The sequence below is a fragment of the Streptomyces olivaceus genome, from assembly GCF_000721235.1.
GTDB classification, from domain to species: Bacteria; Actinomycetota; Actinomycetes; order Streptomycetales; family Streptomycetaceae; genus Streptomyces; species Streptomyces olivaceus.
In genome coordinates, this window is record NZ_JOFH01000049.1 from 1 (window position 1) to 22,090 (window position 22,090).

The 22,090-nt window shown below is 71.2% G+C and carries 21 protein-coding genes; 13 read left to right on the forward strand and 8 right to left on the reverse strand.

Going from position 1 to position 22,090, the window contains the following annotated elements; all coding sequences use genetic code 11:
- Nucleotides 1-177: 177 nt before the first annotated feature.
- Nucleotides 178-609: an ATP-binding protein gene (locus tag IG94_RS0134435; protein ID WP_031046721.1), complete on the forward strand. Its 432-nt coding sequence runs from the start codon at nt 178-180 to the stop codon at nt 607-609.
- On the opposite strand, the gene IG94_RS0134440 is transcribed toward IG94_RS0134435, so the two are convergent.
- Together IG94_RS0134440 and IG94_RS0134445 are read right to left on the reverse strand one after the other, a co-directional pair.
- Nucleotides 575-1,396 carry a serine hydrolase domain-containing protein gene (locus IG94_RS0134440; protein ID WP_031046723.1) on the reverse strand — a complete coding sequence of 274 codons (822 nt, stop codon included), beginning with the start codon at nt 1,394-1,396 and terminating at the stop codon, nt 575-577. The genes IG94_RS0134435 and IG94_RS0134440 overlap by 35 nt on opposite strands.
- A 19-nt stretch (nt 1,397-1,415) precedes the next feature.
- Nucleotides 1,416-1,886, reverse strand: coding sequence for a GNAT family N-acetyltransferase (locus IG94_RS0134445; protein ID WP_031046726.1), 471 nt, complete (start codon nt 1,884-1,886; stop codon nt 1,416-1,418).
- Between the two features lie 111 nt (nt 1,887-1,997).
- Between IG94_RS0134445 and IG94_RS0134450 the strand changes: the two genes are divergently transcribed.
- The gene (locus tag IG94_RS0134450) at nt 1,998-2,474 is read left to right on the forward strand and encodes a MerR family transcriptional regulator (protein ID WP_031046729.1); all 477 of its coding nucleotides are present in this window, start codon (nt 1,998-2,000) and stop codon (nt 2,472-2,474) included.
- A 7-nt stretch (nt 2,475-2,481) separates the two neighbouring features.
- Here IG94_RS0134450 and IG94_RS0134455 read toward each other — a convergent pair whose 3' ends face one another.
- The 3 genes from IG94_RS0134455 to IG94_RS0134465 all read right to left on the reverse strand — a co-directional run bounded on the left by IG94_RS0134455 (nt 2,482) and on the right by IG94_RS0134465 (nt 5,364).
- Nucleotides 2,482-3,351 carry a DUF4429 domain-containing protein gene (locus tag IG94_RS0134455; RefSeq protein ID WP_031046732.1) on the reverse strand — a complete coding sequence of 290 codons (870 nt, stop codon included), beginning with the start codon at nt 3,349-3,351 and terminating at the stop codon, nt 2,482-2,484.
- A 66-nt stretch (nt 3,352-3,417) separates the two neighbouring features.
- The gene (locus tag IG94_RS0134460) at nt 3,418-4,635 is read right to left on the reverse strand and encodes an alpha/beta hydrolase family protein (protein ID WP_031046735.1); all 1,218 of its coding nucleotides are present in this window, start codon (nt 4,633-4,635) and stop codon (nt 3,418-3,420) included.
- A 54-nt stretch (nt 4,636-4,689) separates the two neighbouring features.
- Nucleotides 4,690-5,364 carry a TetR family transcriptional regulator gene (locus IG94_RS0134465; protein WP_051159628.1) on the reverse strand — a complete coding sequence of 225 codons (675 nt, stop codon included), beginning with the start codon at nt 5,362-5,364 and terminating at the stop codon, nt 4,690-4,692.
- 161 nt (nt 5,365-5,525) lie between these two features.
- On the opposite strand from IG94_RS0134465, the gene IG94_RS0134470 reads away from it, so the two are divergent.
- Nucleotides 5,526-7,136 carry an MFS transporter gene (locus tag IG94_RS0134470; RefSeq protein ID WP_031046742.1) on the forward strand — a complete coding sequence of 537 codons (1,611 nt, stop codon included), beginning with the start codon at nt 5,526-5,528 and terminating at the stop codon, nt 7,134-7,136.
- 251 nt (nt 7,137-7,387) lie between these two features.
- The gene (locus tag IG94_RS0134475) at nt 7,388-7,696 is read left to right on the forward strand and encodes a hypothetical protein (RefSeq protein ID WP_031046746.1); all 309 of its coding nucleotides are present in this window, start codon (nt 7,388-7,390) and stop codon (nt 7,694-7,696) included.
- A gap of 136 nt (nt 7,697-7,832) precedes the next feature.
- Here the strand turns inward: IG94_RS0134475 and aceE are convergent, their stop codons facing one another.
- Entirely contained in the window at nt 7,833-10,589 is a 2,757-nt protein-coding gene (gene aceE, locus IG94_RS0134480) for a pyruvate dehydrogenase (acetyl-transferring), homodimeric type (RefSeq protein ID WP_031046749.1), read from the reverse strand.
- Nucleotides 10,590-11,016: 427 nt separating this feature from the next.
- Between aceE and IG94_RS0134485 the strand changes: the two genes are divergently transcribed.
- The 6 genes from IG94_RS0134485 (at nt 11,017) to IG94_RS0134510 (ending at nt 15,383) form a co-directional block, all read left to right on the forward strand.
- Nucleotides 11,017-11,454, forward strand: coding sequence for a DUF3052 domain-containing protein (locus IG94_RS0134485; protein ID WP_007449195.1), 438 nt, complete (start codon nt 11,017-11,019; stop codon nt 11,452-11,454).
- A 126-nt stretch (nt 11,455-11,580) separates the two neighbouring features.
- The gene (locus IG94_RS0134490) at nt 11,581-12,039 is read left to right on the forward strand and encodes a peroxiredoxin (protein ID WP_031046751.1); all 459 of its coding nucleotides are present in this window, start codon (nt 11,581-11,583) and stop codon (nt 12,037-12,039) included.
- Nucleotides 12,040-12,201: 162 nt separating this feature from the next.
- Complete coding sequence (locus IG94_RS0134495) at nt 12,202-12,777, forward strand: calcium homeostasis/redox stress adaptation protein (protein WP_031046752.1); 576 nt, start codon at nt 12,202-12,204, stop codon at nt 12,775-12,777.
- A gap of 183 nt (nt 12,778-12,960) precedes the next feature.
- Complete coding sequence (locus tag IG94_RS0134500; protein WP_031046753.1) at nt 12,961-13,536, forward strand: TerD family protein; 576 nt, start codon at nt 12,961-12,963, stop codon at nt 13,534-13,536.
- 49 nt (nt 13,537-13,585) lie between these two features.
- The gene (locus IG94_RS0134505) at nt 13,586-14,680 is read left to right on the forward strand and encodes a DUF475 domain-containing protein (protein ID WP_346009428.1); all 1,095 of its coding nucleotides are present in this window, start codon (nt 13,586-13,588) and stop codon (nt 14,678-14,680) included.
- On the forward strand, nt 14,646-15,383 hold the full coding sequence (locus IG94_RS0134510; protein WP_031046755.1) for a TerD family protein: 738 nt from the start codon (nt 14,646-14,648) through the stop codon (nt 15,381-15,383). The genes IG94_RS0134505 and IG94_RS0134510 overlap by 35 nt, the downstream gene beginning before the upstream one ends.
- 117 nt (nt 15,384-15,500) lie before the next feature.
- Here the strand turns inward: IG94_RS0134510 and IG94_RS0134515 are convergent, their stop codons facing one another.
- Complete coding sequence (locus IG94_RS0134515) at nt 15,501-16,442, reverse strand: TerD family protein (protein WP_031046757.1); 942 nt, start codon at nt 16,440-16,442, stop codon at nt 15,501-15,503.
- Between the two features lie 219 nt (nt 16,443-16,661).
- Between IG94_RS0134515 and IG94_RS0134520 the strand changes: the two genes are divergently transcribed.
- The 3 genes from IG94_RS0134520 (at nt 16,662) to IG94_RS0134530 (ending at nt 21,313) form a co-directional block, all read left to right on the forward strand.
- Complete coding sequence (locus tag IG94_RS0134520) at nt 16,662-17,828, forward strand: HpcH/HpaI aldolase/citrate lyase family protein (protein WP_031046758.1); 1,167 nt, start codon at nt 16,662-16,664, stop codon at nt 17,826-17,828.
- Between the two features lie 81 nt (nt 17,829-17,909).
- The gene (locus tag IG94_RS0134525; RefSeq protein WP_031046760.1) at nt 17,910-20,474 is read left to right on the forward strand and encodes a phosphoribosyltransferase; all 2,565 of its coding nucleotides are present in this window, start codon (nt 17,910-17,912) and stop codon (nt 20,472-20,474) included.
- A complete protein-coding gene (locus IG94_RS0134530) occupies nt 20,474-21,313 on the forward strand; it encodes an HAD family hydrolase (protein WP_043485467.1) in 840 nt (279 codons plus the stop codon). Before IG94_RS0134525 ends, IG94_RS0134530 begins: the two co-directional genes overlap by 1 nt.
- Here the strand turns inward: IG94_RS0134530 and IG94_RS0134535 are convergent.
- A complete protein-coding gene (locus IG94_RS0134535; protein ID WP_031046765.1) occupies nt 21,301-21,972 on the reverse strand; it encodes a DedA family protein in 672 nt (223 codons plus the stop codon). The two genes, IG94_RS0134530 and IG94_RS0134535, sit on opposite strands and share 13 nt — an antisense overlap.
- Nucleotides 21,973-22,090 lie beyond the last annotated feature (118 nt).

Consider the following 22,090-nt stretch of genomic DNA (forward strand, 5'->3'; position numbering starts at 1 on the left):
GGCCTCGCGCTGGCGGCGCAGCTCCCAGCCGTAGTAGTCGAGCGGGGAAGCGGTCGGGTCGAGGGACTGGATGTTGGCCACTGCGGCACCTCACTCCGGAGACTACGGACGGCAACGCCGCACGGCGTTCGTTTCTCTGCGTAGTCGAGCGTACGCAGCGTGTTCCAGGATTGTGGCGTGAATCACGTAACTGGTCCGCAGGCGGCGGGCGTCGAGAGCCAGTACCACGCCGAGTTCGCCATGGGCGCGCATTCGACCCGCCACCTGCGCCGCGTGCTGCGGCTCTGCCTGGGCCGCTCGGGCCTGTCCCGCGTGGCCGACGCCGCCGAGCTGGCGCTCACGGAGCTGGTCGCCAACGTCGTACGGTATGTGCCGGGTCGGCGTGGTCGCGTGTGTTTCCTGCTGCAGTCGGGTGGGGTGCGGGTGGAGGTTGCCGACGGGTGCCCCGAGTTGCCGGTTCCGGCGGCTGCCGACGCCTTGGGCGAGGGCGGGCTTGTGATCGCCGCGGCGGCCGACCGGTGGGGCGTGACGCCGTACGCCGGCGGGCGAGGCAGGACGGTGTGGTTCGAGCGCCTCAGCCGCGCGTCTCCGTCAGTACCGCGTCCGTGAAGGGCGGCCAGGCCTCGACCGCCCAGGGGCCGAAGGCGCGGTCGGTGAGGGCGGCGCAGGCGAGGCCCGCGTCGGGGTCGATCCACAGGAACGTGCCGGACTGGCCGAAGTGGCCGAAGGTGCGGGGTGAGGACGACGCGCCGGTCCAGTGGGGGGACTTGCCGTTCCGGATCTCCAGGCCGAGGCCCCAGTCGTTGGGGTTCTGGTGGCCGTAGCCCGGCAGGACGCCCTTCGTGCCCGGGTACTGGACCGTCATCGCCTCGGCGACCGTGCGCGGGTCGAGGAGGCGAGGCGCCTGCACCTCGGCGGCGAAGCGGAGCAGGTCGTCGACCGTGGAGGCGCCGTCCTTCGCGGGGGAGCCGTCCAGGGTGGTGGAGGTCATGCCCAGGGGTTCCAGGACCGCCTGGCGCGCGTACTCGGCGAAGGGCATGTCCGCGGCCCGCGCGATGTGCTCGCCGAGCTGCTCGAAACCGGCGTTGGAGTACAGGCGGCGCTCGCCGGGCGGGGCGGTGACCTTGTGTTCGTCGAAGGCCAGGCCCGAGGTGTGGGCGAGCAGGTGGCGGACCGTGGACCCGGGCGGCCCGGCGGGCTCGTCCAGCTCGATCGCGCCCTCCTCGTACGCCACGAGCGCCGCGTAGGCCGCGAGCGGCTTGGTGACCGAGGCGAGGGGGAAGCGGTGCGCGGCCGGACCGTGGGTGCCGAGGACCGTGCCGTCGGCCCGTACGACGCCCGCCGCCGCGGTGGGGACCGGCCAGTTCTCGATCGACGCGAGGCTCTTCAGGGACATGCCGTCGAGCCTAAGGGGCTCAGAGGCGCAGCCTCATCGAGGGGGCCGGGTCCCGGGTGAAACCCATCGACGCGTACAGGGGCTCGGCGTCGGGGGAGGCGGTGAGCATGGCGTACTGGGCGCCGCGCTCGCGGAACCAGTCCACCAGCCCGTCCATGCACGCGCGCGCGTACCCGCGGCGCCGGGCGTCCGGGTCGGTGGCGACGCTGAAGACGTAGCCGATCACGCCGCTCGGCGGGCGGTTCGGTCCGCCGATGCGGTACTCCAGGGTGCCCACCACCAGCGCGGCCAGGGCCCCGGGGCGCTCCGGGTGGTCGACGACGTAGGCCGCGAAGTCGCCGTCCGGGGCGGCCAGGCGGGCGCGGAGCGCGGGCAGGGAGGCGGACTGCCAGTCGCTGGGCGAACCGGGGTGCACCGCGTCGAGCATCACCTGACGCAGGCGGAGCACTTCCTCGGCGTCCTCGGGCACGGCACGGCGTACGGGATTCATGCTCCGCACGCTAACGACCGGCCCGTCCGGGTGTCCTCCACTTTTCCCACCGGCGGTTTCCCGCCGGGTCTGCTTGCCTTGAGTGCACTCGAAGGTCATAGCGTTGCCGTCATGACGGTGATGCAGAGCACGGCCGAGGCCCTCGGTCCGGACGCCACCGGCGCGGACGTCTGCTCCGCCCCGACTCCGCGCCGCCCGCGCCCCGACGGACAGGACCGCTACACCATCAGCGAGGTCGTCGCCTGCACCGGCCTCACGGCCCACACCCTGCGCTGGTACGAGCGGATCGGCCTGATGTCCGGCGTCGACCGCTCGCACACGGGGCAGCGCCGCTACAGCAACCGCGACCTGGACTGGCTCGACTTCGTCGGCAAGCTGCGGATGACCGGCATGCCGGTCGCCGACATGGTGCGGTACGCCGAGATGGTGCGCGAGGGGGAGAGTACGTACGCGGACCGGCGGGAGCTTCTGGAGTCGACCCGCCGCGACGCGCTGACGCGGATCGCCGAACTCCGCGACGCCCTCGCCGTGCTCGACCGGAAGATCGAGTTCTACGGGGACGCCGGAGGCGCGGAGTCCGAGCAGTGAGGGAGCGTCACAGCTCCGCCAGCAGCTGCGCCTTCTTCGAGGAGAACTCCTCGTCCGTCACCAGCCCCTGCTGGTGCAGTTCCCCCAGGTGCCGGATCCGCTCGGCGATGTCCGCGGGGTCGCGGCGAGGCGCCGGCACCGGTACCGGCGTGGCCGGGCCCCGGTCCCGTACCGCCGCGAGGACCGCCGCGGCGAACGGCAGCGACTCGTGGACCGGCCCGTAGCCGAGCCCGAACACCACGGACGCCGGGTCCTGGTCGGCCTGCGGAGCGGCCGGTGCGGTCGCGCCCGCGGCGTCCCGCGGCAGCAGGCGCAGGTAGCCCTCCAGCGCCTCGGGGGAGCGCCACTCCACTCCCCCCAGGTCGGCGACCGGGAAGAGCTGGTCGCCGGCCTTCCACTTCGCCGACGACGCGCCCGTCCAGGACCAGCGGAAGGACACCGCCTTGCCGTCGAAGGACGCCTTCCCGTCGTACGCCTTGAAGTGCAGCGGCGCCTCGGGGGCCGCCACCAGGTACCGGTCCGCCGGTTCGGAGTGCGCGGCGGCGCCCAGCATCCCGGTCAGCTCGTCGGCGTAGTACTCCGCGAGCGTCTCCCGCTCGGCCGGCAGCACCAGCCGGTACGGGTCGCAGCTCTCCTTCAGCTGTCCGGCCGCCGCCTCGATCAGCGGATCGGCACCCTCGCGCGGCTGGACGCGCAGCACGACCGTGCCGCGCCTGCCGGGCGTGAGCGTCACGCCGGCGATCGCCTCCACGGGGACACGGCGTTCCCCGAGGGCCTGGAACAGCTTGGGTGTTCGAATCCCCCGTTCGTAGCGGATGAGCACGGAGTCGGACTCGAACTCCCAGGCGGCATGAAATCCGGCCAGTACGTCACCCATGCGGCTCATCGTATGCGGCACGAGCCTCTCCGTCCCCTCCCCGTGCAAACCGGAGTTTCTACGCCTCTACGCGCGTCCGGCCGCCGTCGCCCCGGACAAATCCGCCCGGCATGTGTCATCCGTGTCGGCGCAGGCCACCGTGCGGTATGCGCCAACGCCGATCTCCGCGAAATTGCGCAGACTCTCCGTACCCGGCACGAAGTAGCCGCTGTGTCCCTGCGCGCCCCGCGCGGACAGCACCCGCGCCCCGAACCCGGTGGACACCGGGTCGGCACCGTGCCCCAGGCCGCCGACCTCCAGGTAGGGCACGTCCTGGATCCAGTCGTCGCCGTCCCGCATCGCCCACACGTGGGCGGAGGTGTCCAGGCGGGCGGCGCTGTCGGCGCGCATGCCCGGACTGCCGGCCACCGCTATGTCGGTCACCCGCGCGGGGAGCGTGCCGGCGGCGAGGCCGCACACCACCGAGCCGTAGCTGTGGCAGAACAGGGAGACCGGCGACTTGCCGGGCAGGGCGCCCAGGAGCGCGTTCAGGCGTACGGCACCGTGCTGCGCGCGGGTGGCCGTGGCCGCCTCCATGCCGAGGCCGCTGGGGGAGGTGTAGTCCGCCCAGGCGATCACGGCGGTGCGGGTGTCCGGGCTCGTGGTGCGCTCGGCCTCGTACAGCGACTCGGCCATGCCGACGGGCGCCGAGTACTTGCGCTCGGAGCGCTCGAAGGTGACCAGCTCGGTGTCCACGCCGGGTACGACGACGGACACGCGGTCGGCGCGGTTCAGGTTCCCGAAGACCTCGGCGACCTTGCCGGAGCCCGCCGGGTCGAAGGCGAGGATGTGCCGGCCGGGGGCGAGCAGCGAGTCGTAGTGGTGCATGCGGCGGGCCGCCTCGCGCTGTCCCGACGGGGACAGGCGCTTGTCGTGCATGCGTTCCCGCTCCACCGTGCGCGCCTCGTGCAGCGCCGAGCGGTTGGCGAAGTAGCGCAGCCCGACCGGGGCGCCGTTCATGTTGCCGACGGCCAGGGGATACCGGCGGGCCAGGCTCTTGCGCTGCCACTCGCCGAGCGAGGCGAAGAACCGGGCCAGCCGGGCGGGCGCCGCCTGCGCGTCGGGCAGCCGGTGTCCGTCGATCCGGCCGTGCTCCCAGGCTGATATCGACGCCTCCAGCGCGGTGGGGCCGCGGTGGTTGCGCAGGGCCGTCCAGCCGGTGGTCGCCAGCATCACGAACACCACGGCCAGAGCGAGCAGTGCGCGCCAGACGTTCAGCTGCGGGGAGGTGTCGAAGGAAGTCACTGGGAGGACACACTAGGAGAACGGGACGGTCTCGCGTGAATCCAGTGACACGGATCACGTTTCGGTGTGGCGCTCCGGGGTTGGGCCCGCACGGTCGGCTACGGGCCCCTCCCGCCAGTTCCCGGTGAGGGCGGGCGCCACGTGGTCCAGGTAGGAGGCGGTCAGGTCCCGCAGGGCGGCCGGACTGGCGTCGTCGCCGGCCGACCAGAGCCGCTCGGTCACCCGCATCACCGCTCCGAAGACCGCCACGAGCACCCGGGGCCGGGGGTCCCGGTCCAGGTCCAGGCCCTCGCGGGCCGCGACGACGCGGGCGATCTCCTCCTCCAGCTCCGTGGCGCGGCGCAGGTGGGCGGCGAGCAGCGCGGGCGTCGACTCGACCACCCGGTAGAAGCGCATGTGCAGTTCGACCGGGATCAGCCGCCCGATCGCCTCGCCGATGGTGTTCCAGCTCTCCACGAGGGCCATGCGCAGCGCGTCCAGCGGCGCCTCCTCGGGCGGGCGGGCGTGCACCGCCTCGACGAAGCGCGCCTCCGCGAGCCGCGCCACGTAGAACGCCGCGTCCTCCTTGGAGGCGAAGTAGCGGAAGAAGGTGCGCTGCGACACGTCGGCGGCCTCGGCGATGTCGTCGACGGTCGTCTCCTCGTACCCGTGCTCGGTGAACAGTTCGAGGGCGGAGCGCAGCAGCAGGTCCCGGGTGCGCTGCTTCTTCAGTTCGCGCAGGCCGCCCAAGAGTCCACTCCTTCAACACGGGTGCGGTGGCGGGTCCCGCCGCCGTCCCGCCGTTCGTTTCGGTTCGTTTTCGCAGTTCACGCTATACACTGATGAAATGTCAGTTACTGACACGTGAATTGGTTTGTCAACTGTCAGAGGCTGTCATTAGCCTCAACGGTATGACTAGTCAGACCACCATCGACAAGCCGGGACCGGGCGACGGCGTCCCGTCGGGTTCCGCACCCGCCAGGGGACTGCGCGGCCATCCGTGGGTCACCCTCGTCACCGTCGCGGTCGGGGTCATGATGGTGGCCCTGGACGGCACCATCGTGGCCATCGCGAACCCGGCCATCCAGAACGACCTGGGCGCCAGTCTCGCCGACGTCCAGTGGATCACCAACGCCTACTTCCTCGCCCTCGCGGTCGCGCTGATCACCGCGGGCAAGCTCGGCGACCGCTTCGGGCACCGGCAGACCTTCCTGATAGGCGTGGCCGGCTTCGCCGTGTCCTCCGGCGCCATCGGGCTGTCCAGCAGTATCGGTGCCGTCATCGTCTTCCGTGTCTTCCAGGGCCTGTTCGGCGCACTGCTGATGCCCGCCGCGCTGGGCCTGCTCCGGGCGACGTTCCCCGCCGAGAAGCTCAACATGGCCATCGGCATCTGGGGCATGGTCATCGGCGCCTCCACCGCGGGCGGCCCGATCCTCGGCGGCGTGCTGGTCGAGCACGTCAACTGGCAGTCCGTTTTCTTCATCAACGTGCCGGTCGGCATCCTCGCCGTCGTGCTCGGCGTCCTGATCCTGCTGGACCACCGGGCCGAGAACCGGCCGCGCTCCTTCGACATCCTCGGCATCGTGCTGCTCTCGGCCTCGATGTTCGCCCTCGTCTGGGCGCTGATCAAGGCTCCCGAGTGGGGCTGGGGCTCCGGCCAGACCTGGCTGTACATCATCGGGTCGGTGGTGGGCTTCGCCCTCTTCTCCTTCTGGGAGACCAAGGTGCGCGAGCCGCTGATCCCGCTGGCGATGTTCCGCTCGGTGCCGCTGTCGGCCGGTGTGGTCCTGATGGTCCTGATGGCCATCGCGTTCATGGGCGGCCTGTTCTTCGTCACCTTCTACCTGCAGAACGTGCACGGGATGAGCCCGGTCGACGCCGGTCTGCACCTGCTGCCGCTCACCGCCATGATGATCGTCGCCTCGCCGCTGGCCGGCGCGGCGATCACCAAGGTCGGCCCGCGCATCCCGTTGGCCGGCGGCATGACGTGCACCGCGATCGCGATGTACGGCATCTCCACGCTCCAGACCGACTCCGGCAGCGGCGTCATGTCGCTCTGGTTCGCCCTGCTGGGCCTCGGCCTCGCCCCGGTCATGGTCGGCGCCACCGAGGTCATCGTCGGCAACGCGCCGATGGAGCTGTCGGGTGTGGCGGGCGGCCTCCAGCAGGCGGCGATGCAGATCGGCGGCAGCCTCGGCACGGCCGTCCTCGGCGCCGTGATGGCCTCCAAGGTGGACAGCGACCTGGCGGGCAACTGGGCGGACGCGGGCCTTCCCGAACTGTCGCCGGCCCAGGCCCACCAGGCCTCCGAGGCGGTCCAGGTAGGCGTCGCGCCGGTGCCGCCGGGCACGCCCGCCGAGATCGCCGGGAAGATCTCGGACGTCGCCCACGACACCTTCATCTCCGGCATGAGCCTGGCCTCCCTCGTGGCCGCGGGCGTCGCGGTGGTGGCGGTGGCGGTCGCCTTCCTCACCAAGCGCGGCGACAACGCGGAGGCCGGCGCGGGCATGGGGCACATCTGACGGGGGCACATCTGACGGGGCCCGTCCCCTCGCTCTTTCGTCCATCAGGGTGACCGGACGGGCGAACCCTCCCCTCCGGCGGACCGTGCAGGTCACAGTGGGTCAGGTCGTCCGCAGAGCACGGGGCGAGGGGCTGCGGCGCGGGGCCGGAGGGGAGCCGCGCGCGGGCAGCTCGTCGTCCTCCGACCGGGTCCGGAGGCATAGGACGCCGTGCGGGGGTACCCGAACTCCACAAGGAGTTCAGGGAGTTGATGATGACGAGCTTCGGACAGCAGTCGCGCACGCACCCCCGCTCACGTGGCCGGACGTGGTCACGGACCGGGCCGGACCGTGCGACGCTCGGGATCGTCGGAGTCGTGTGCGCGGTCGCGGGATTCTTCACGCTGGGCATCGTCCTGGGCCCCGCCGCCATGGTGTGCGGCTGGCTCGCCATGGGACGGAGCTGGGCGGGCTCCCGGCCCGTGCCGGCGGTGGTGGCCTTCGCCCTGGGTGCGATCGACACCCTCCTGGCGATCGTCTGGCTCGCCGGCTCGGCCGGCATGAACAACGGCCTGCTCTGACACACCGCACGCACCGCGCCGACGAGAAGACCCCTCGGCGCACCGACGAGAAAGCCCCCGGCCGACCGGCCGGGGGCTTCTCCGTCTGTCCCTCCGTCACCCCGTCACCGCGTACGCGGCAAACGGGGCGCGCGCGTCACGCGTCCCCGCCCGCCGGGCCCGGGTCGGCCGCCGTCACGTCGAGCAGCCGGTACCGGTCGATCGCCTGCTTCAGCACCGACCGGTCGACCTTGCCCTCCCGCGCCAGCTCGCCCAGCACCCCGACCACGACCGACTCCGCGTCGATGTGGAAGAACCGCCGCGCCGCCCCGCGCGTGTCCGCGAAGCCGAACCCGTCCGCGCCCAGCGACTGGTACGTCCCCGGCACCCACCGGGCGATCTGGTCCGGCACCGACCGCATCCAGTCGGACACCGCCACGAACGGCCCCTGCGCGCCCGCCAGCTTCCGGGTCACGTACGGCACCCGCTGCTCCTCCTCGGGGTGCAGCAGGTTGTGCTCCTCGCAGGCCACGGCCTCGCGCCGCAGCTCGTTCCAGGAGGTGGCCGACCAGACGTCGGCCCGTACGTTCCACTCCTCGGCGAGGATCCGCTGGGCCTCCACGGCCCACGGCACCGCGACGCCGGACGCCATGATCTGCGCCGGGATCGCGCCGCCGGTGCCCTCGCTGAAGCGGTGGACGCCCTTGAGGATGCCCTCGACGTCCACGTTCTCGGGCTCGGCCGGGTGCCGGATGGGCTCGTTGTAGACGGTGAGGTAGTAGAAGACGTCCTCGCCGTGCGGGTGCTGCTCGTCCCCGCCGTACATCCGGCGCAGCCCGTCCTTGACGATGTGCGCGATCTCGAACCCGAAGGCGGGGTCGTACGCCACGCACGCCGGGTTGGTCGAGGCGAGCAGCTGCGAGTGGCCGTCGGCGTGCTGGAGGCCCTCGCCGGTCAGGGTCGTACGGCCGGCGGTCGCCCCCAGCACGAAACCGCGCGCCAGCTGGTCGCCCATCTGCCAGAACTGGTCGCCGGTGCGCTGGAATCCGAACATCGAGTAGAACACGTACACCGGGATCAACGGTTCGCCGTGCGTCGCGTACGCCGAGCCCGCCGCGATCAGCGACGCCGTGCAGCCGGCCTCGGAGATGCCGTCGTGCAGCATCTGCCCGTTCGGCGCCTCCTTGTAGGCGAGGAGCAGCTCGCGGTCCACGGACTCGTACTGCTGCCCGAGCGGGTTGTAGATCTTCGCGCTCGGGAAGAACGAGTCCATGCCGAACGTGCGGTACTCGTCCGGCGCGATCAGCACGAAGCGCTTGCCGATCTCCTTGTCCCGCATGAGGTCCTTCAGTAGCCGTACGAAGGCCATCGTCGTCGCGATGGACTGCTGGCCCGACCCCTTCTTCACGGTCGCGTACGTCTTGTCGTCCGGCAGCGGGAGCGGCTTCGACCGCACGACCCGGGTCGGCACGTACCCGCCGCAGCCCAGGCGCCGGTCGTGCATGTACTGCATCTCCTCGGTGTCCCGGCCCGGGTGGTAGTACGGCGGCGGGCCGGACTCCAGCTCCTTGTCGGAGATCGGCAGGTGCAGCCGGTCGCGGAAGCGCTTGAGGTCGTCGACCGTCAGCTTCTTCATCTGGTGCGTGGCGTTGCGGCCCTCGAAGTTGGGGCCCAGCGTCCAGCCCTTGATCGTCTTGGCCAGGATGACCGTCGGCTGGCCCTTGTGTTCGAGCGCCGCCTTGTACGCCGCGTAGATCTTGCGGTGGTCGTGGCCGCCTCGGCCCAGGTGCAGGATCTGGTCGTCGGTCATGTTCTCGACCATCGTGCGCAGCCGGTGGTCGTCGCCGAAGAAGTGGTCGCGGATGTACGCGCCGGACTCGGTGGCGTAGGTCTGGAACTGGCCGTCCGGGGTCGTGTTCATGCGGTTGACCAGCACGCCGTCGCGGTCCTGGGCGAGCAGCGGGTCCCAGGTGCGGTCCCAGACCAGCTTGATCACGTTCCAGCCGGCGCCGCGGAAGACCGACTCCAGCTCCTGGATGATCTTGCCGTTGCCGCGCACCGGGCCGTCCAGGCGCTGCAGGTTGCAGTTGACCACGAAGGTCAGGTTGTCCAGGCCCTCCCGGGCCGCGATGGACAGCTGGCCCAGCGACTCCGGCTCGTCCATCTCGCCGTCGCCGAGGTAGGCCCACACGTGCGAGCGCGAGGTGTCCGCGATGCCGCGCGCGTGCATGTAGCGGTTCATCCGCGCCTGGAAGATCGCGCCGATCGGGCCGAGGCCCATCGAGACCGTCGGGAACTCCCAGAAGTCCGGCATCGACCGCGGGTGCGGGTACGACGACAGCGCGTGCGGCGCCTTCGACTTCTCCTGCCGGAAGCCGTCGAGGTGCTCCTCGCTGAGCCGGTCGAGGAGGTAGGCGCGGGCGTAGATGCCCGGTGAGGCGTGCCCCTGGAAGAAGACCTGGTCGCCGCCGTCGCCGTCGTCCTTGCCGCGGAAGAAGTGGTTGAAGCCCACGTCGTACAGGGACGCCGAGGAGGCGAAGGTCGCGATGTGGCCGCCGACGCCGATGCCGGGGCGCTGCGCACGCGAGACCATCACCGCGGCGTTCCAGCGGGTGGCGTTGAGGATCTTGCGCTCGATCTCCTCGTTGCCCGGGAAGAACGGCTCGCTCTTGGTCGGGATGGTGTTGACGTAGTCCGTGCTGCGCATCTCGGGCACGGCCACGCGCTTCTCGCGGGCCCGCTCGATCAGCCGCAGCATCAGGTACCGGGCCCGCTCCCGGCCGCGCTCGTCGACGGCGGCGTCGAGGGAGTCGAGCCACTCCTGGGTCTCCTCGGGATCGAAGTCGGGAACCTGACTCGGGAGGCCGCCAATGATGATCGGACTGCGATCGCTGCGATCGGATGCGGAAGCCACGCTGTTCCTTCGCTGTCGGAGGGCCGCTGCTGCCGGGGGCTGCTCGAGGACCGCTGCCGCCGGCCGCTCTGCCGGATGTCTGCGCCGATTGCCCGCTGGTTGTCCATCGTGTACCTCGCGGGGGCGGTCGTCATCTGTACCGTGGGGTAACCGGTTCCTTCACAGGGATCGGGGGCACGTTCATTCGAGTCTCGTACCCACCCATGGTTCCCAAATACGCAAACGGGGCAGATAGGTGTGGTGTACGTCACCTTCGGGTCGGACCGCAGGGCTGAAGTTGCGGCGACACGGCCGGGATCGTCACCGTTTCGGCGGTCCCGGAGGCCGGGTACTTGCGCGATCCGTCCCGCCCGTGTGGACTACGGCCAAGCCTCGCGCCCGCGCGGGGCTCGAAGACAACTACCGAAACATGATCAGGAGGCACCCCGTGAGCGCGACCGCGGACCACGCGGAGGAGCGGACGAACCCTGCCGCCAGGCTGGGTTTCCAGCCCGGGCAGGTGGTCCAGGAGATCGGCTACGACGACGACGTCGACCAGGAGCTCCGCGAGGCCATTGAGGGCGCCGTCGAGGGCGAGCTGGTGGACGAGGACTACGAGGACGTGGCCGATGCCGTCGTGCTGTGGTTCCGCGACGACGACGGCGACCTGACGGATGCGCTGGTGGATGCCACCACGTACATCGAAGAGGGCGGGTCGATCCTCCTTCTCACGCCGAAGACCGGCCGTGACGGGTACGTCGAGGCCAGTGACATCTCGGAAGCCTCGACGACCGCCGGACTGACGGCGTCCAAGAGCGTCAGCGTCGGCAAGGACTGGAGCGGCAGCCGTCTGGCGACGCCCAAGGCCGCCAAGTCGAAGCGGTAGCCGTCAGGGCTCCGCGGCATCCGGACCCCGCGGACGGACCGACCGCCGTCGGCCCGTCCGTGGGTCCGCGATCATTCCTGCGTAGGGTGTTTGCAGCGAACCACCCTCGGAAGGGATGAACAGGACATGGCGATCCAGGCCGGCGACAAGGCCCCCGACTTCGAACTCAAGGACAACCACGGAGCGACCGTCCGGCTGTCCGACTTCCGCGGCCGGAAGAACGTGGTGCTGCTCTTCTACCCCTTCGCCTTCACCGGTGTGTGCACCGGCGAGCTGTGCGAGGTGCGCGACAACCTGCCGCAGTTCTCCGACCGCGACACCCAGGTGCTCGCCGTCTCCAACGACTCCATCCACACCCTGCGCGTCTTCGCCGAGCAGGAGGGCCTGGAGTACCCGCTGCTCTCCGACTTCTGGCCGCACGGCAACGTCTCGCGCGCCTACGGCGTCTTCGACGAGGACAAGGGCTGTGCCGTCCGCGGCACCTTCATCATCGACCGGGAGGGCGCCGTGCGCTGGACCGTCGTCAACGGCCTGCCCGACGCCCGCGACCTGAGCGAGTACGTGAAGGCGCTCGACACCCTGTGACCCGGCGTCCCGTGACCCGACACCCTGCGAATTGTCGGTCCCGGGGCCTGCGGACGGCGGGAACCCGTCACTAGGATCGAATCGTTGATCCGGTATCCACCATCCGCGTACTACATCCACGCACTACGGGGCTGACCGCCCCCGGACACCAATGGAGGACTCGTGGGAGTCAGCCTCAGCAAGGGCGGCAACGTTTCGCTGACCAAGGAGGCCCCCGGCCTGACCGCGGTCATCGTCGGACTCGGGTGGGACATCCGCACCACGACCGGCACCGACTTCGACCTCGACGCCAGCGCACTGATGCTGAACAGCGCCGGCAAGGTCGCCAGCGACGCGCAGTTCATCTTCTTCAACAACCTGAAGAGCCCGGACGGCTCGGTCGAGCACACCGGCGACAACCTCACCGGTGAGGGCGAGGGCGACGACGAGCAGATCAAGATCAACCTCGCCGCCGTCCCCGCCGACATCGAGAAGATCGTCTTCCCGGTCTCGATCTACGACGCCGAGAACCGCCAGCAGTCCTTCGGCCAGGTCCGCAACGCGTTCATCCGCGTCGTCAACCAGGCCGGCGAGGCCGAGATCGCGCGGTACGACCTGAGCGAGGACGCCTCCACGGAGACGGCCATGGTCTTCGGCGAGCTGTACCGCAACGGCGCCGAGTGGAAGTTCCGCGCCATCGGCCAGGGCTACGCCTCCGGCCTGCGCGGCATCGCCCAGGACTTCGGCGTGAACGTCTGAGTGACGTGACCGTCCGGAGGACGAGATCCGCCGGGCGACATGAACCGCTGAGCGACATGTTCCGCTGAGCGACTGAGGCATCCACCGGGGCCGGCCCCCGGCTGTCCGGCGCCGCACGGTTTGCGTGCGGCGCCGGACGCGCAGAAAAACCCGAGAACCATCACCCGGGGAGGGACCATCACCATGGGCGTCACGCTTGCCAAGGGCGGCAACGTCTCCCTGTCCAAGGCCGCACCGAACCTCACACAGGTACTGGTCGGGCTCGGCTGGGACGCGCGTTCCACCACCGGAGCACCCTTCGACCTCGACGCCAGCGCACTCGTGTGCAGCAGCGGCCGGGTGCTCGGCGACGAGTGGTTCGTCTTCTACAACCAGCTCACCAGCCCGGACGGTTCGATCGAGCACACCGGCGACAACCTCACCGGAGAGGGCGACGGCGACGACGAGTCGCTGCTGGTCGACCTCTCCCGGGTGCCCGCCCACTGCGACAAGATCGTCTTCCCGGTCTCGATCCACCAGGCCGACGAGCGCGGCCAGACCTTCGGCCAGGTCAACAACGCCTTCATCCGGGTCGTCAACCAGGCCGACGGGCAGGAACTGGCCCGCTACGACCTCAGTGAGGACGCCTCCACGGAGACCGCGATGATCTTCGGCGAGCTCTACCGCTACCAGGGCGAGTGGAAGTTCCGTGCAGTGGGGCAGGGGTACGCGTCGGGGCTCCGGGGCATCGCTCTAGACTTCGGAGTCAACGTTTCGTAAAGCCGAGTACGGCGCGGGGGAGCCCCGTACACACACGATTGGGTAGCCAGTGCTTCTGAAAACCTTCGGCTGGTCGTTCGCGGTCACCGCGCTCGGCCTGGTCGCGGCGGTCTTCTACGGGGGGTGGACCGCCTTCGGCATCGTGGCGATCCTCTCCATCCTGGAGATCTCGCTGTCCTTCGACAACGCGGTGGTCAACGCCGGGATCCTGAAGAAGATGAATGCCTTCTGGCAGAAGATCTTCCTCACCATCGGCATCCTCATCGCCGTGTTCGGCATGCGCCTGGTCTTCCCGGTCGTCATCGTGGCCGTCAGCGCCCAGCTCGGTCCCATCGAGGCCGTCGACCTCGCGCTGACCGACAAGGACCGCTATCAGGAGCTGGTGACCGACGCGCATCCGTCGATCGCCGCGTTCGGTGGCATGTTCCTGCTGATGATCTTCCTCGACTTCATCTTCGAGGACCGGGACATCAAGTGGCTGGGGTGGCTGGAGCGCCCGCTGGCCAAGCTCGGCAAGGTCGACATGCTGTCGGTCTGCATCGCCCTGATCGTGCTGCTCGTCTCAGCGATCACCTTCGGCGCCCACGCCCACCAGCACGGCGGCACCCACGCCGACAAGGCGGAAACCGTTCTGCTGGCCGGTATCGCCGGCCTGATCACCTACATGATCGTCGGTGGGCTCTCCGGCTACTTCGAGGACAAACTCGAAGAGGAGGAGGAACGCGAGCACGAGGAGGAAGAGGCCGCCGAACGCGCCGGCAAGCCCAAGTCCGCCGTCAAACTGGCGGGCAAGGCCGCGTTCTTCATGTTCCTCTACCTGGAGGTCCTGGACGCCTCGTTCTCCTTCGACGGGGTCATCGGCGCGTTCGCCGTCACCAACGACATCGTCCTGATGGCTCTCGGCCTGGGCATCGGCGCCATGTACGTCCGGTCCCTCACCGTCTACCTGGTCCGCCAGGGCACCCTCGACGACTACGTCTACCTGGAGCACGGCGCCCGTACCTCTGGTGTGAACCCGGCCCGGACGAGGAACGCTCTGAGCGGGGCGGCCGACGAGGACGACTCCTCGGGGCCGCCCCGTCGGCGGTCGAGAAAAGGTGGGGGCGGTAATGGGCTTCTTCGACGGACTGCGGGGCGGCCGTGAGACCGAGTTCGACTCGGGCAACGCGGCGACCAACTCCATCCAGCTGACCAAACGGCACAGCCAGGTCTCCCTGACCAAGCAGGGAGCGGCCACGGGCCATCTGCGGGTCAACCTGAGCTGGCGCATGCGCACCTCGGACATGGGCGGCATGCAGCGGGAGAGCCTGCTGCGGCACCCCTTCAAGGCGCTCAAGCCCCCGGAGGTCGTCGCGCACAGCCAGAGCATGGTCAACGTCGACCTCGACCTCGGCTGCCTCTACGAACTGAAGGACGGCAGCCGCGGGGTGGTCCAGCCGCTCGGCGGCTTCCTGGGCGACACCAACGATCCGCCGTACGTCAAGCTCAGCGGCGACGACCGGTTCGGTTCGGCCTCCGGCGAGACGATGTACGTCAACCTCGACCACAAGGACGCCATCAAACGCCTTCTGGTCTTCGCCTACATCTACGACCAGACGCCCGCCTTCGACCGGACGCACGCCATCGTCACGCTCTACCCGAGCAACGGCCCCCGCATCGAGATAGGCCTCGACGAGCGCCATCCGCAGGCCCGGTCCTGCGCGGTGGTGATGATCGAGAACGTCAAGGACGAGATCTTCGTCCGCCGCGAGGTGAAGTTCGTGTACGGCTTCCAGGGCGAACTGGACCGGCTCTACGGGTGGGGCCTGCAGTGGGGCCGCGGCCACAAGAGCAAGGCGGACCGCTGAGGCAGCGTTCCGCCGTCCGGCGGGGTCCTGCCGTGCGGCGGGGTTCTGCCGTGCGCCCGGGTTCCGCCGTGCGGCGGGGCCGTTTCCTCCGGCGGTGCGGTGCGGTGCGGCGGGCTTCTACCGTCCGACGAACTGCGGTCCCTGCGGGGGCAGCCGGAAGTCCGGGTCGGGTGCGCCGGTGACCGGCTGCGGGTAGCCGTAGCCGGACTGCGCCCCGGTGACCGGGGCCGCGGCGGGCGCCTGCGGGTACCCGTACGCCGGCGGCACGGGGGCGGGCTCCGGGTAGCCGTAGGCCGACTGGGCCGGGGGCGGCTGCTGCGGATAGCCGTACGCGGGCTGCGCGGGTACGCCCCCGGGCCCGCCCGGGGCGCCCGGCGGCTGCTCCGGCGGCAGCGGCAGCGAGGGCTCCGGCCGGGGCTGCACCGTCGTGGGCTCCTCCGAGCCGAACGTCGAGGGGGCCGGGGCGGGCACGGGGGAGTCCTGACGCGGCGCCGACATGGGGTCGTCCGCGCCCTCCGACTCGTCCACCGAGATGCCGAAGTCGGTCGCCAGGCCCTTCAGCCCGTTCGAATAACCCTCGCCCAGCGCCCGGAACTTCCAGCCGTCCCCGCGCCGGTACAGCTCGCCGCAGATCAGCGCCGTCTCCTGGCCGGTCTCCGGGGTGACGTCGAAGTACGCCAGCGGGTCCGCGTCGCCGGCCGCGGCGTCGTGGAGCAGGATGCGCAGGGACCGGACCTGCTCGAAGGCGACGCCGTCCGCCGAGGCCACCAGCAGGATCCGGCCCACCGACGCCTCGACCGCGGAGAGGTCTGTCTGGATCGTGTCGGTCAGGCCCTCGGCGACCCGCTTCTTGCCGAGCCGCCAGACCTGGCCGGAGGGGTGCCGGGGCTGGTTGTAGAAGACGAAGTCCTCGTCGGAACGCACGCGGCCGTCCGGCCCGAGCAGCAGGGCGGAGGCGTCGATGTCGGGGACCCCCTGCCCGGGTGTCCAGCGCAGCACGGCGCGTACCGTGGTGGCTTGCAGCGGGACGTTCGACCCCTTCAGCATCGCGTGCGTCATGCCGTCATCCTGCCCTCTCGGTCCTGGTCACGACAACGCGGGGGCGGATACCGGGCCGGCGCCCGCCTCCTCGGGTCGCCGTCGTTGACATGGCCGGGTTACCTGGAATTCATGCCCGGTGGGAACCACCGACATGGAGGCGTACGTACTATTACCGGCCACCTTTCGACGGTTCACAGGGCGCCCAGAGGGCACGCCAGACAACACGGGGGAGTTTAAATGCGTCATTTCGGACAGATTGCCCCTGATGTACGGAAGCGGCTCTTTCATCAGGAGCCCTGCCCCTTCACGGCGGACTCCGCCCCCCGGCTGCTGTCCGCGGCCCTGGGCGCCACGCTCTACAGCCCCGCCACCCGGCCGAGACTCGCCGACGACATCCTGAAGCAGCGCGAGCAGGGCGTGGTGTCGATGGTCCTGTGCCTGGAGGACTCGATCGACGACGCCGACGTGCCGGCCGGCGAGGCCAACCTCGTCAGCCAGCTGGCAGAGCTGGCGAAACGTTCCGACTTCGAGACTCCCCTGCTCTTCGTCCGGGTCCGGACCCCCGAGCAGATACCCGACCTCGTACGCCGCCTCGGCCCCGCCGTGGAACTGCTGTCCGGGTTCGTACTGCCGAAGTTCACCGAGGAACGCGGCATCCCCTTCCTGGAGGCCCTCGCCGCCGCCGAGGCCGCCGGCGGCCGCAGACTCTTCGCCATGCCCGTCCTGGAGTCCCCGGACCTGCTGTACCGCGAGACCCGGGTGCACACGCTGGAGGGGATCTTCCGCGCGGTCGACAAGTACCGGGACCGCGTGCTCGCCCTCCGCCTCGGCGTGACCGACTTCTGCTCCTCCTACGGGCTGCGCCGAGGCCCCGACATGACGGCGTACGACGTGCAGATCGTCGCCTCGGTGATCGCCGACGTGGTGAACATGCTCGCCCGCGCCGACGGCACCGGATTCACGGTGACCGGGCCGGTCTGGGAGTACTTCCGTGTCCCGGAGCGGATGTTCAAACCGCAGCTGCGGCAGAGCCCCTTCCTGGAGGGCCAGGCCGCCGGACTCCGCCAGAAACTGATCGAGCACTCGATGGACGGCCTGCTGCGTGAGATCTCCCTGGACCGGGCCAACGGCCTGCTGGGCAAGACCTGCATCCATCCCTCGCACGTACTGCCCGTGCACGCGCTGTCCGTGGTGAGCCACGAGGAGTTCAGCGACGCCAAGGACATCCTGCGGCCCGAACGGGGCGGCGGCGGGGTCCTGAGGTCGGCCTACACCAACAAGATGAACGAGGTGAAGCCGCACCGCGCCTGGGCCGAGCGGACACTGCTGCGCGCCGAGGCCTTCGGCGTGGCGAACGAGGACATCGGCTTCGTGGAGCTGCTCACCGCCGGCCTGTCCGACTGACCACGGACAATGACGTACGACAGGGCGCGCGCCGCGGACGAGAGCGGCGGGCCGTCGGTGGACAACGGGAGGCACGAGTACATGACCGAGAGCGCGCACGCCGAGGGAAGCGCCGGGGAGCGGGCGGACCGGGCGGCGGCCGGAGTGCGGGCGGACCGGGCGGCGGCCGGAGTGTGGTCGGGCAGCTGGGTCGCCGAGCGGCTCGGCGTCGAACTCGCCGGTGACGAGGCGCTGCCCGCCCTGCTCGGGCTGGCCCTGCGCCGCAACCCCAGGCGCGCGCACCTGCTCGTCTCCAACGTGCTCGGCAAGCACGTCCCGCAGTCGCCCTCCGTCGTGTACGGCCACGGTGTCGCCCTCGGCCGCCGGGTCCGCGACCTGCTCGGCGCCGAGGAGGCCGCACGCGCGGTGGTCCTCGGCTACGCGGAGACCGCCACCGGGCTCGGCCACTGCGTCGCCGACGGCCTGGGCCCCGCCGCCTACCTGCACTCCACCCGCCGCCCGGTCGCCGGGGTCGCCCGCGCGGGCGGCTTCGAGGAGTCCCACTCGCACGCGACCTCCCACCTGCTGCTGCCCCGGGATCCGGAGCTGCTCGCCGGGGACGGGCCGCTGGTCCTCGTCGACGACGAGTTCTCCACCGGCAACACCGTGCTCAACACCGTCCGCGCACTGCACGAGCGCTACCCGCGCGAGCGGTACGTCGTCGTCGCCCTGGTCGACACGCGTTCGCCCGCCGACGCGGGCCGCCTCGAGGAGTTCGCCCGGGAGATCGGCGCCCGCGTCGACCTGGTGACGGCCGCCTCCGGCACGGTCCGGCTCCCGCCGGGAGTGCTGGAGAAGGGCCAGGAACTGGTCGCCCGCCACGAGGCCCCGCCCGTGGAGCCGCCCACGGAGTACAGCGGCGGGCCGAGCGCCCCGCCGGCCCGCCCGGGCCCGTCCGGCTCCGTGGCGCGCGTCGGGCTGCGCTGGCCGGACGGCCTGCCCGACGGCGGGCGGCACGGGTTCACCACCGCCCACCGGGAGCGGCTGGAGGCCGCCCTCCCCGGCATGGCGGCGCGGATCGCCGAGGCGCTGCCCGCGGACGCCCGGCGCGTGCTCGTCCTCGGCTTCGAGGAGCTGATGTACGCGCCCCTCCGCCTGGCCCACGCGCTGGAGGAGACCACCGGCGCCGAGGTGCGTTACTCCACCACCACCCGCTCTCCCGTCCTCGCGGTCGACGACCCCGGCTACGCGATACGCACCCGCCTGGTCTTCCCCGCGCACGACGACCCGGCCGACGGCCCCGGCGAGCGCTACGCCTACAACGTCGCGGGCGCCGGATTCGACGCCGTCGTCGCCGTCGTCGACTCGGCCGCCGACACCCCCGCCCTGCACGCGCCCGACGGCCTGCCCGCCCGGCTCGCCGCCCACGTGCCGCACGTCCTGCTCGCGGTCGTCCCGTCGTACGTCCCCGGCGCCCCCCGAGCCCCGCACGCCCCTGAAAGGCCCTCCATGCTGCCCGAGCCGCTGCGCGGCCCCGCGTTCTCCTCGTACGCGCCCGACGAGGTCGGGTGGCTGCTCCAGGACCTCTCGGACGTCACGCTGGAGGCACCGACCGAGGAGCGCGAGGAGGCCATCCAGCGCGGCGGCGCGCACTACGCCGAGTCGCTGCCGGTGGAGTACCAGCCCAGCGAGCAGTACCAGCAGCTGTTCCACGCGGCCCTCGACACCTCCGCCGCCCGGCTCGCGCGCGCCGTCGGCGCCGTCACCGAGGTCGTGCTCACCGAGCGGTCGCCCCGCCCGGTCCTGGTCTCCCTCGCCCGCGCGGGCACCCCCGTCGGCGTCCTGATGCGCCGCTGGGCGCACTTCCGGCACGGCCTCGACCTGCCGCACTACGCCGTGTCGATCGTCCGGGGCCGCGGCATCGACGCCAACGCGCTGCGCTGGCTGGCCGAGCACCACGACCCCGCCGACGTCGTCTTCGTCGACGGCTGGACCGGCAAGGGCGCCATCACCCGCGAACTCGCCGCCGCGCTGCGCGACTTCGAGGACACCGACGGCGTCACCGGCTTCGACCCGGAGATCGCCGTACTGGCCGACCCCGGCTCCTGCGTACGCACCTACGGCACCCGCGACGACTTCCTCATCCCGTCCGCGTGCCTCAACTCCACGGTCTCCGGCCTGATCTCGCGCACCGTGCTCCGCGCCGACCTGGTCGGCCCGCACGACTTCCACGGCGCGAAGTTCTACCGCGAACTCGCCGCCGCCGACCTGTCGCCGGCCTTCCTCGACGCCGTCTCCGCCCGCTTCCCCGACGTCACGGACGCCGTCGACGCCCAGGCCAAGGAACTCCTGTCCGCGGACCGCGCCCCCACCTGGGAGGGCTGGGCCGCCGTCGAGCGGATCAGCGAGGAGTACGGCATCCACGACGTGAACCTCGTCAAGCCCGGCGTCGGCGAGACCACCCGCGTGATGCTGCGCCGCGTCCCCTGGAAGGTGCTGGCCCGGGCCGGCGCGGGCGCCGACCTGGACCACGTACGCCTGCTGGCCGAGCAGCGGGGCGTACCCGTGGAGGAGGTCGACGACCTGCCGTACACCTGCGTCGGGCTGATCCACCCCCGGTACACGCGGGGCGCGACCGGCGCCGACGGCCGGGCGGTGGCGCTCTGATGCCGGTCCTCGTCGCCAGCGACCTCGACCGCACGCTGATCTACTCGGCGGCGGCGCTCGGGCTGACCATGCCCGACCTGAGGGCACCCCGGCTGCTCTGCGTGGAGGTCTACGAGAGCAGACCCCTGTCCTACCTGACCGAGACGGCCGCCCGGCTGCTGACCGAACTCGGCGACACGGCGGTCTTCGTGCCGACCACCACGCGGACCCGCAAGCAGTACCAGCGGATCAACCTCCCCGGCCCCCCGCCCGAGTACGCGATCTGCGCCAACGGCGGCCACCTGCTTGTGGACGGTGTCTCCGACCCCGCCTGGCACGCCCGGGTGACCGCGCGGCTGGCCGACGAGTGCGCCTCGCTCGCCGAGGTCCGCGACCACCTGACGGCCACCGCCGACCCGCTGTGGGTACGCAAGCACCGGGTCGCCGAGGACCTCTTCGCCTACCTCGTCGTCGAACGCGAACTGCTGCCCGAGGACTGGGTGAAGGAACTCGCCGTGTGGGCCGAGAACCGCGGCTGGACCGTGTCCCTGCAGGGCCGCAAGATCTACGCCGTCCCCAAGCCGCTCACCAAGAGCGCCGCCGTGCGCGAGGTCGCCCGCCGCACCGGCGCCGAACTCACCCTCGCCGCCGGGGACTCGCTCCTCGACGCCGACCTGCTGCTCGCGGCCGACCGCGGCTGGCGCCCCGGCCACGGCGAACTGGCCGACTCCGGCTGGACGGCTCCGGTGGTCGGCGCCCTGCCCGAGCGCGGTGTGCTGGCCGGTGAGCGGATCCTGCGGGAGTTCCTGCGAGCGGCCGGTGCGGCCGGCGTGGCTGGTGCGGCGGGTCAGGCTCCCTGACCCCGGCGCTGCCCCCGGCGGCCGGTGCCCGGCCGCAGCAGCCGCAGGACGACGAAGACCAGCAGCGCCAGGGCGGCGACGGCGAGGATCACCTTCGAGTACGTGGAGGCGATGCCGGAGACCTCTGACCAGTTGTCGCCCAGCGCATAGCCGGCGAGCACGAACACGGTGTTCCAGATGGCGCTGCCCAGCGTGGTCAGGGCCAGGAAGGCGGGCAGCCGCATCCGCTCCACGCCCGCCGGTACGGAGATCAGGCTGCGGAAGATCGGGATCATCCGGCCGAAGAACACGGCCTTGGTCCCGTGCCTGAGGAACCACGCCTCCGTCTTCTCGATGTCGGACACCTTCACCAGCGGCAGCTTCGCGGCGATCGCCACCGTGCGGTCCCGGCCGAGGAGCGCGCCGACCCCGTACAGGGCCAGCGCGCCGATCACCGATCCCGCCGTCGTCCACAGCAGGACGGCGATCAGGTTCATCCGGCCGGAGGCCGCGGCGAACCCGGCGAGCGGAAGGATCACCTCGCTCGGCAGGGGAGGGAAGAGGTTCTCCAGTGCGATGGCGAGACCGGCGCCCGGCGCGCCGAGCGCGTCCATCAGGTCGTTGATCCACTGCGGTGCCGCACCGCTGTCCGCGGCCGGCTGCGCTGCGATGGCTGTCATGACGGCCACGCTAGGGACGCGCAGCTGAAGGGAGCCTGAGGAAGGCAGGGGGCCTGGTCCGCGGAAGACCAGGTGACCGGCGGCCCCGGCCGGGCTCGGCGGTCCCGGCGGCCCCAGT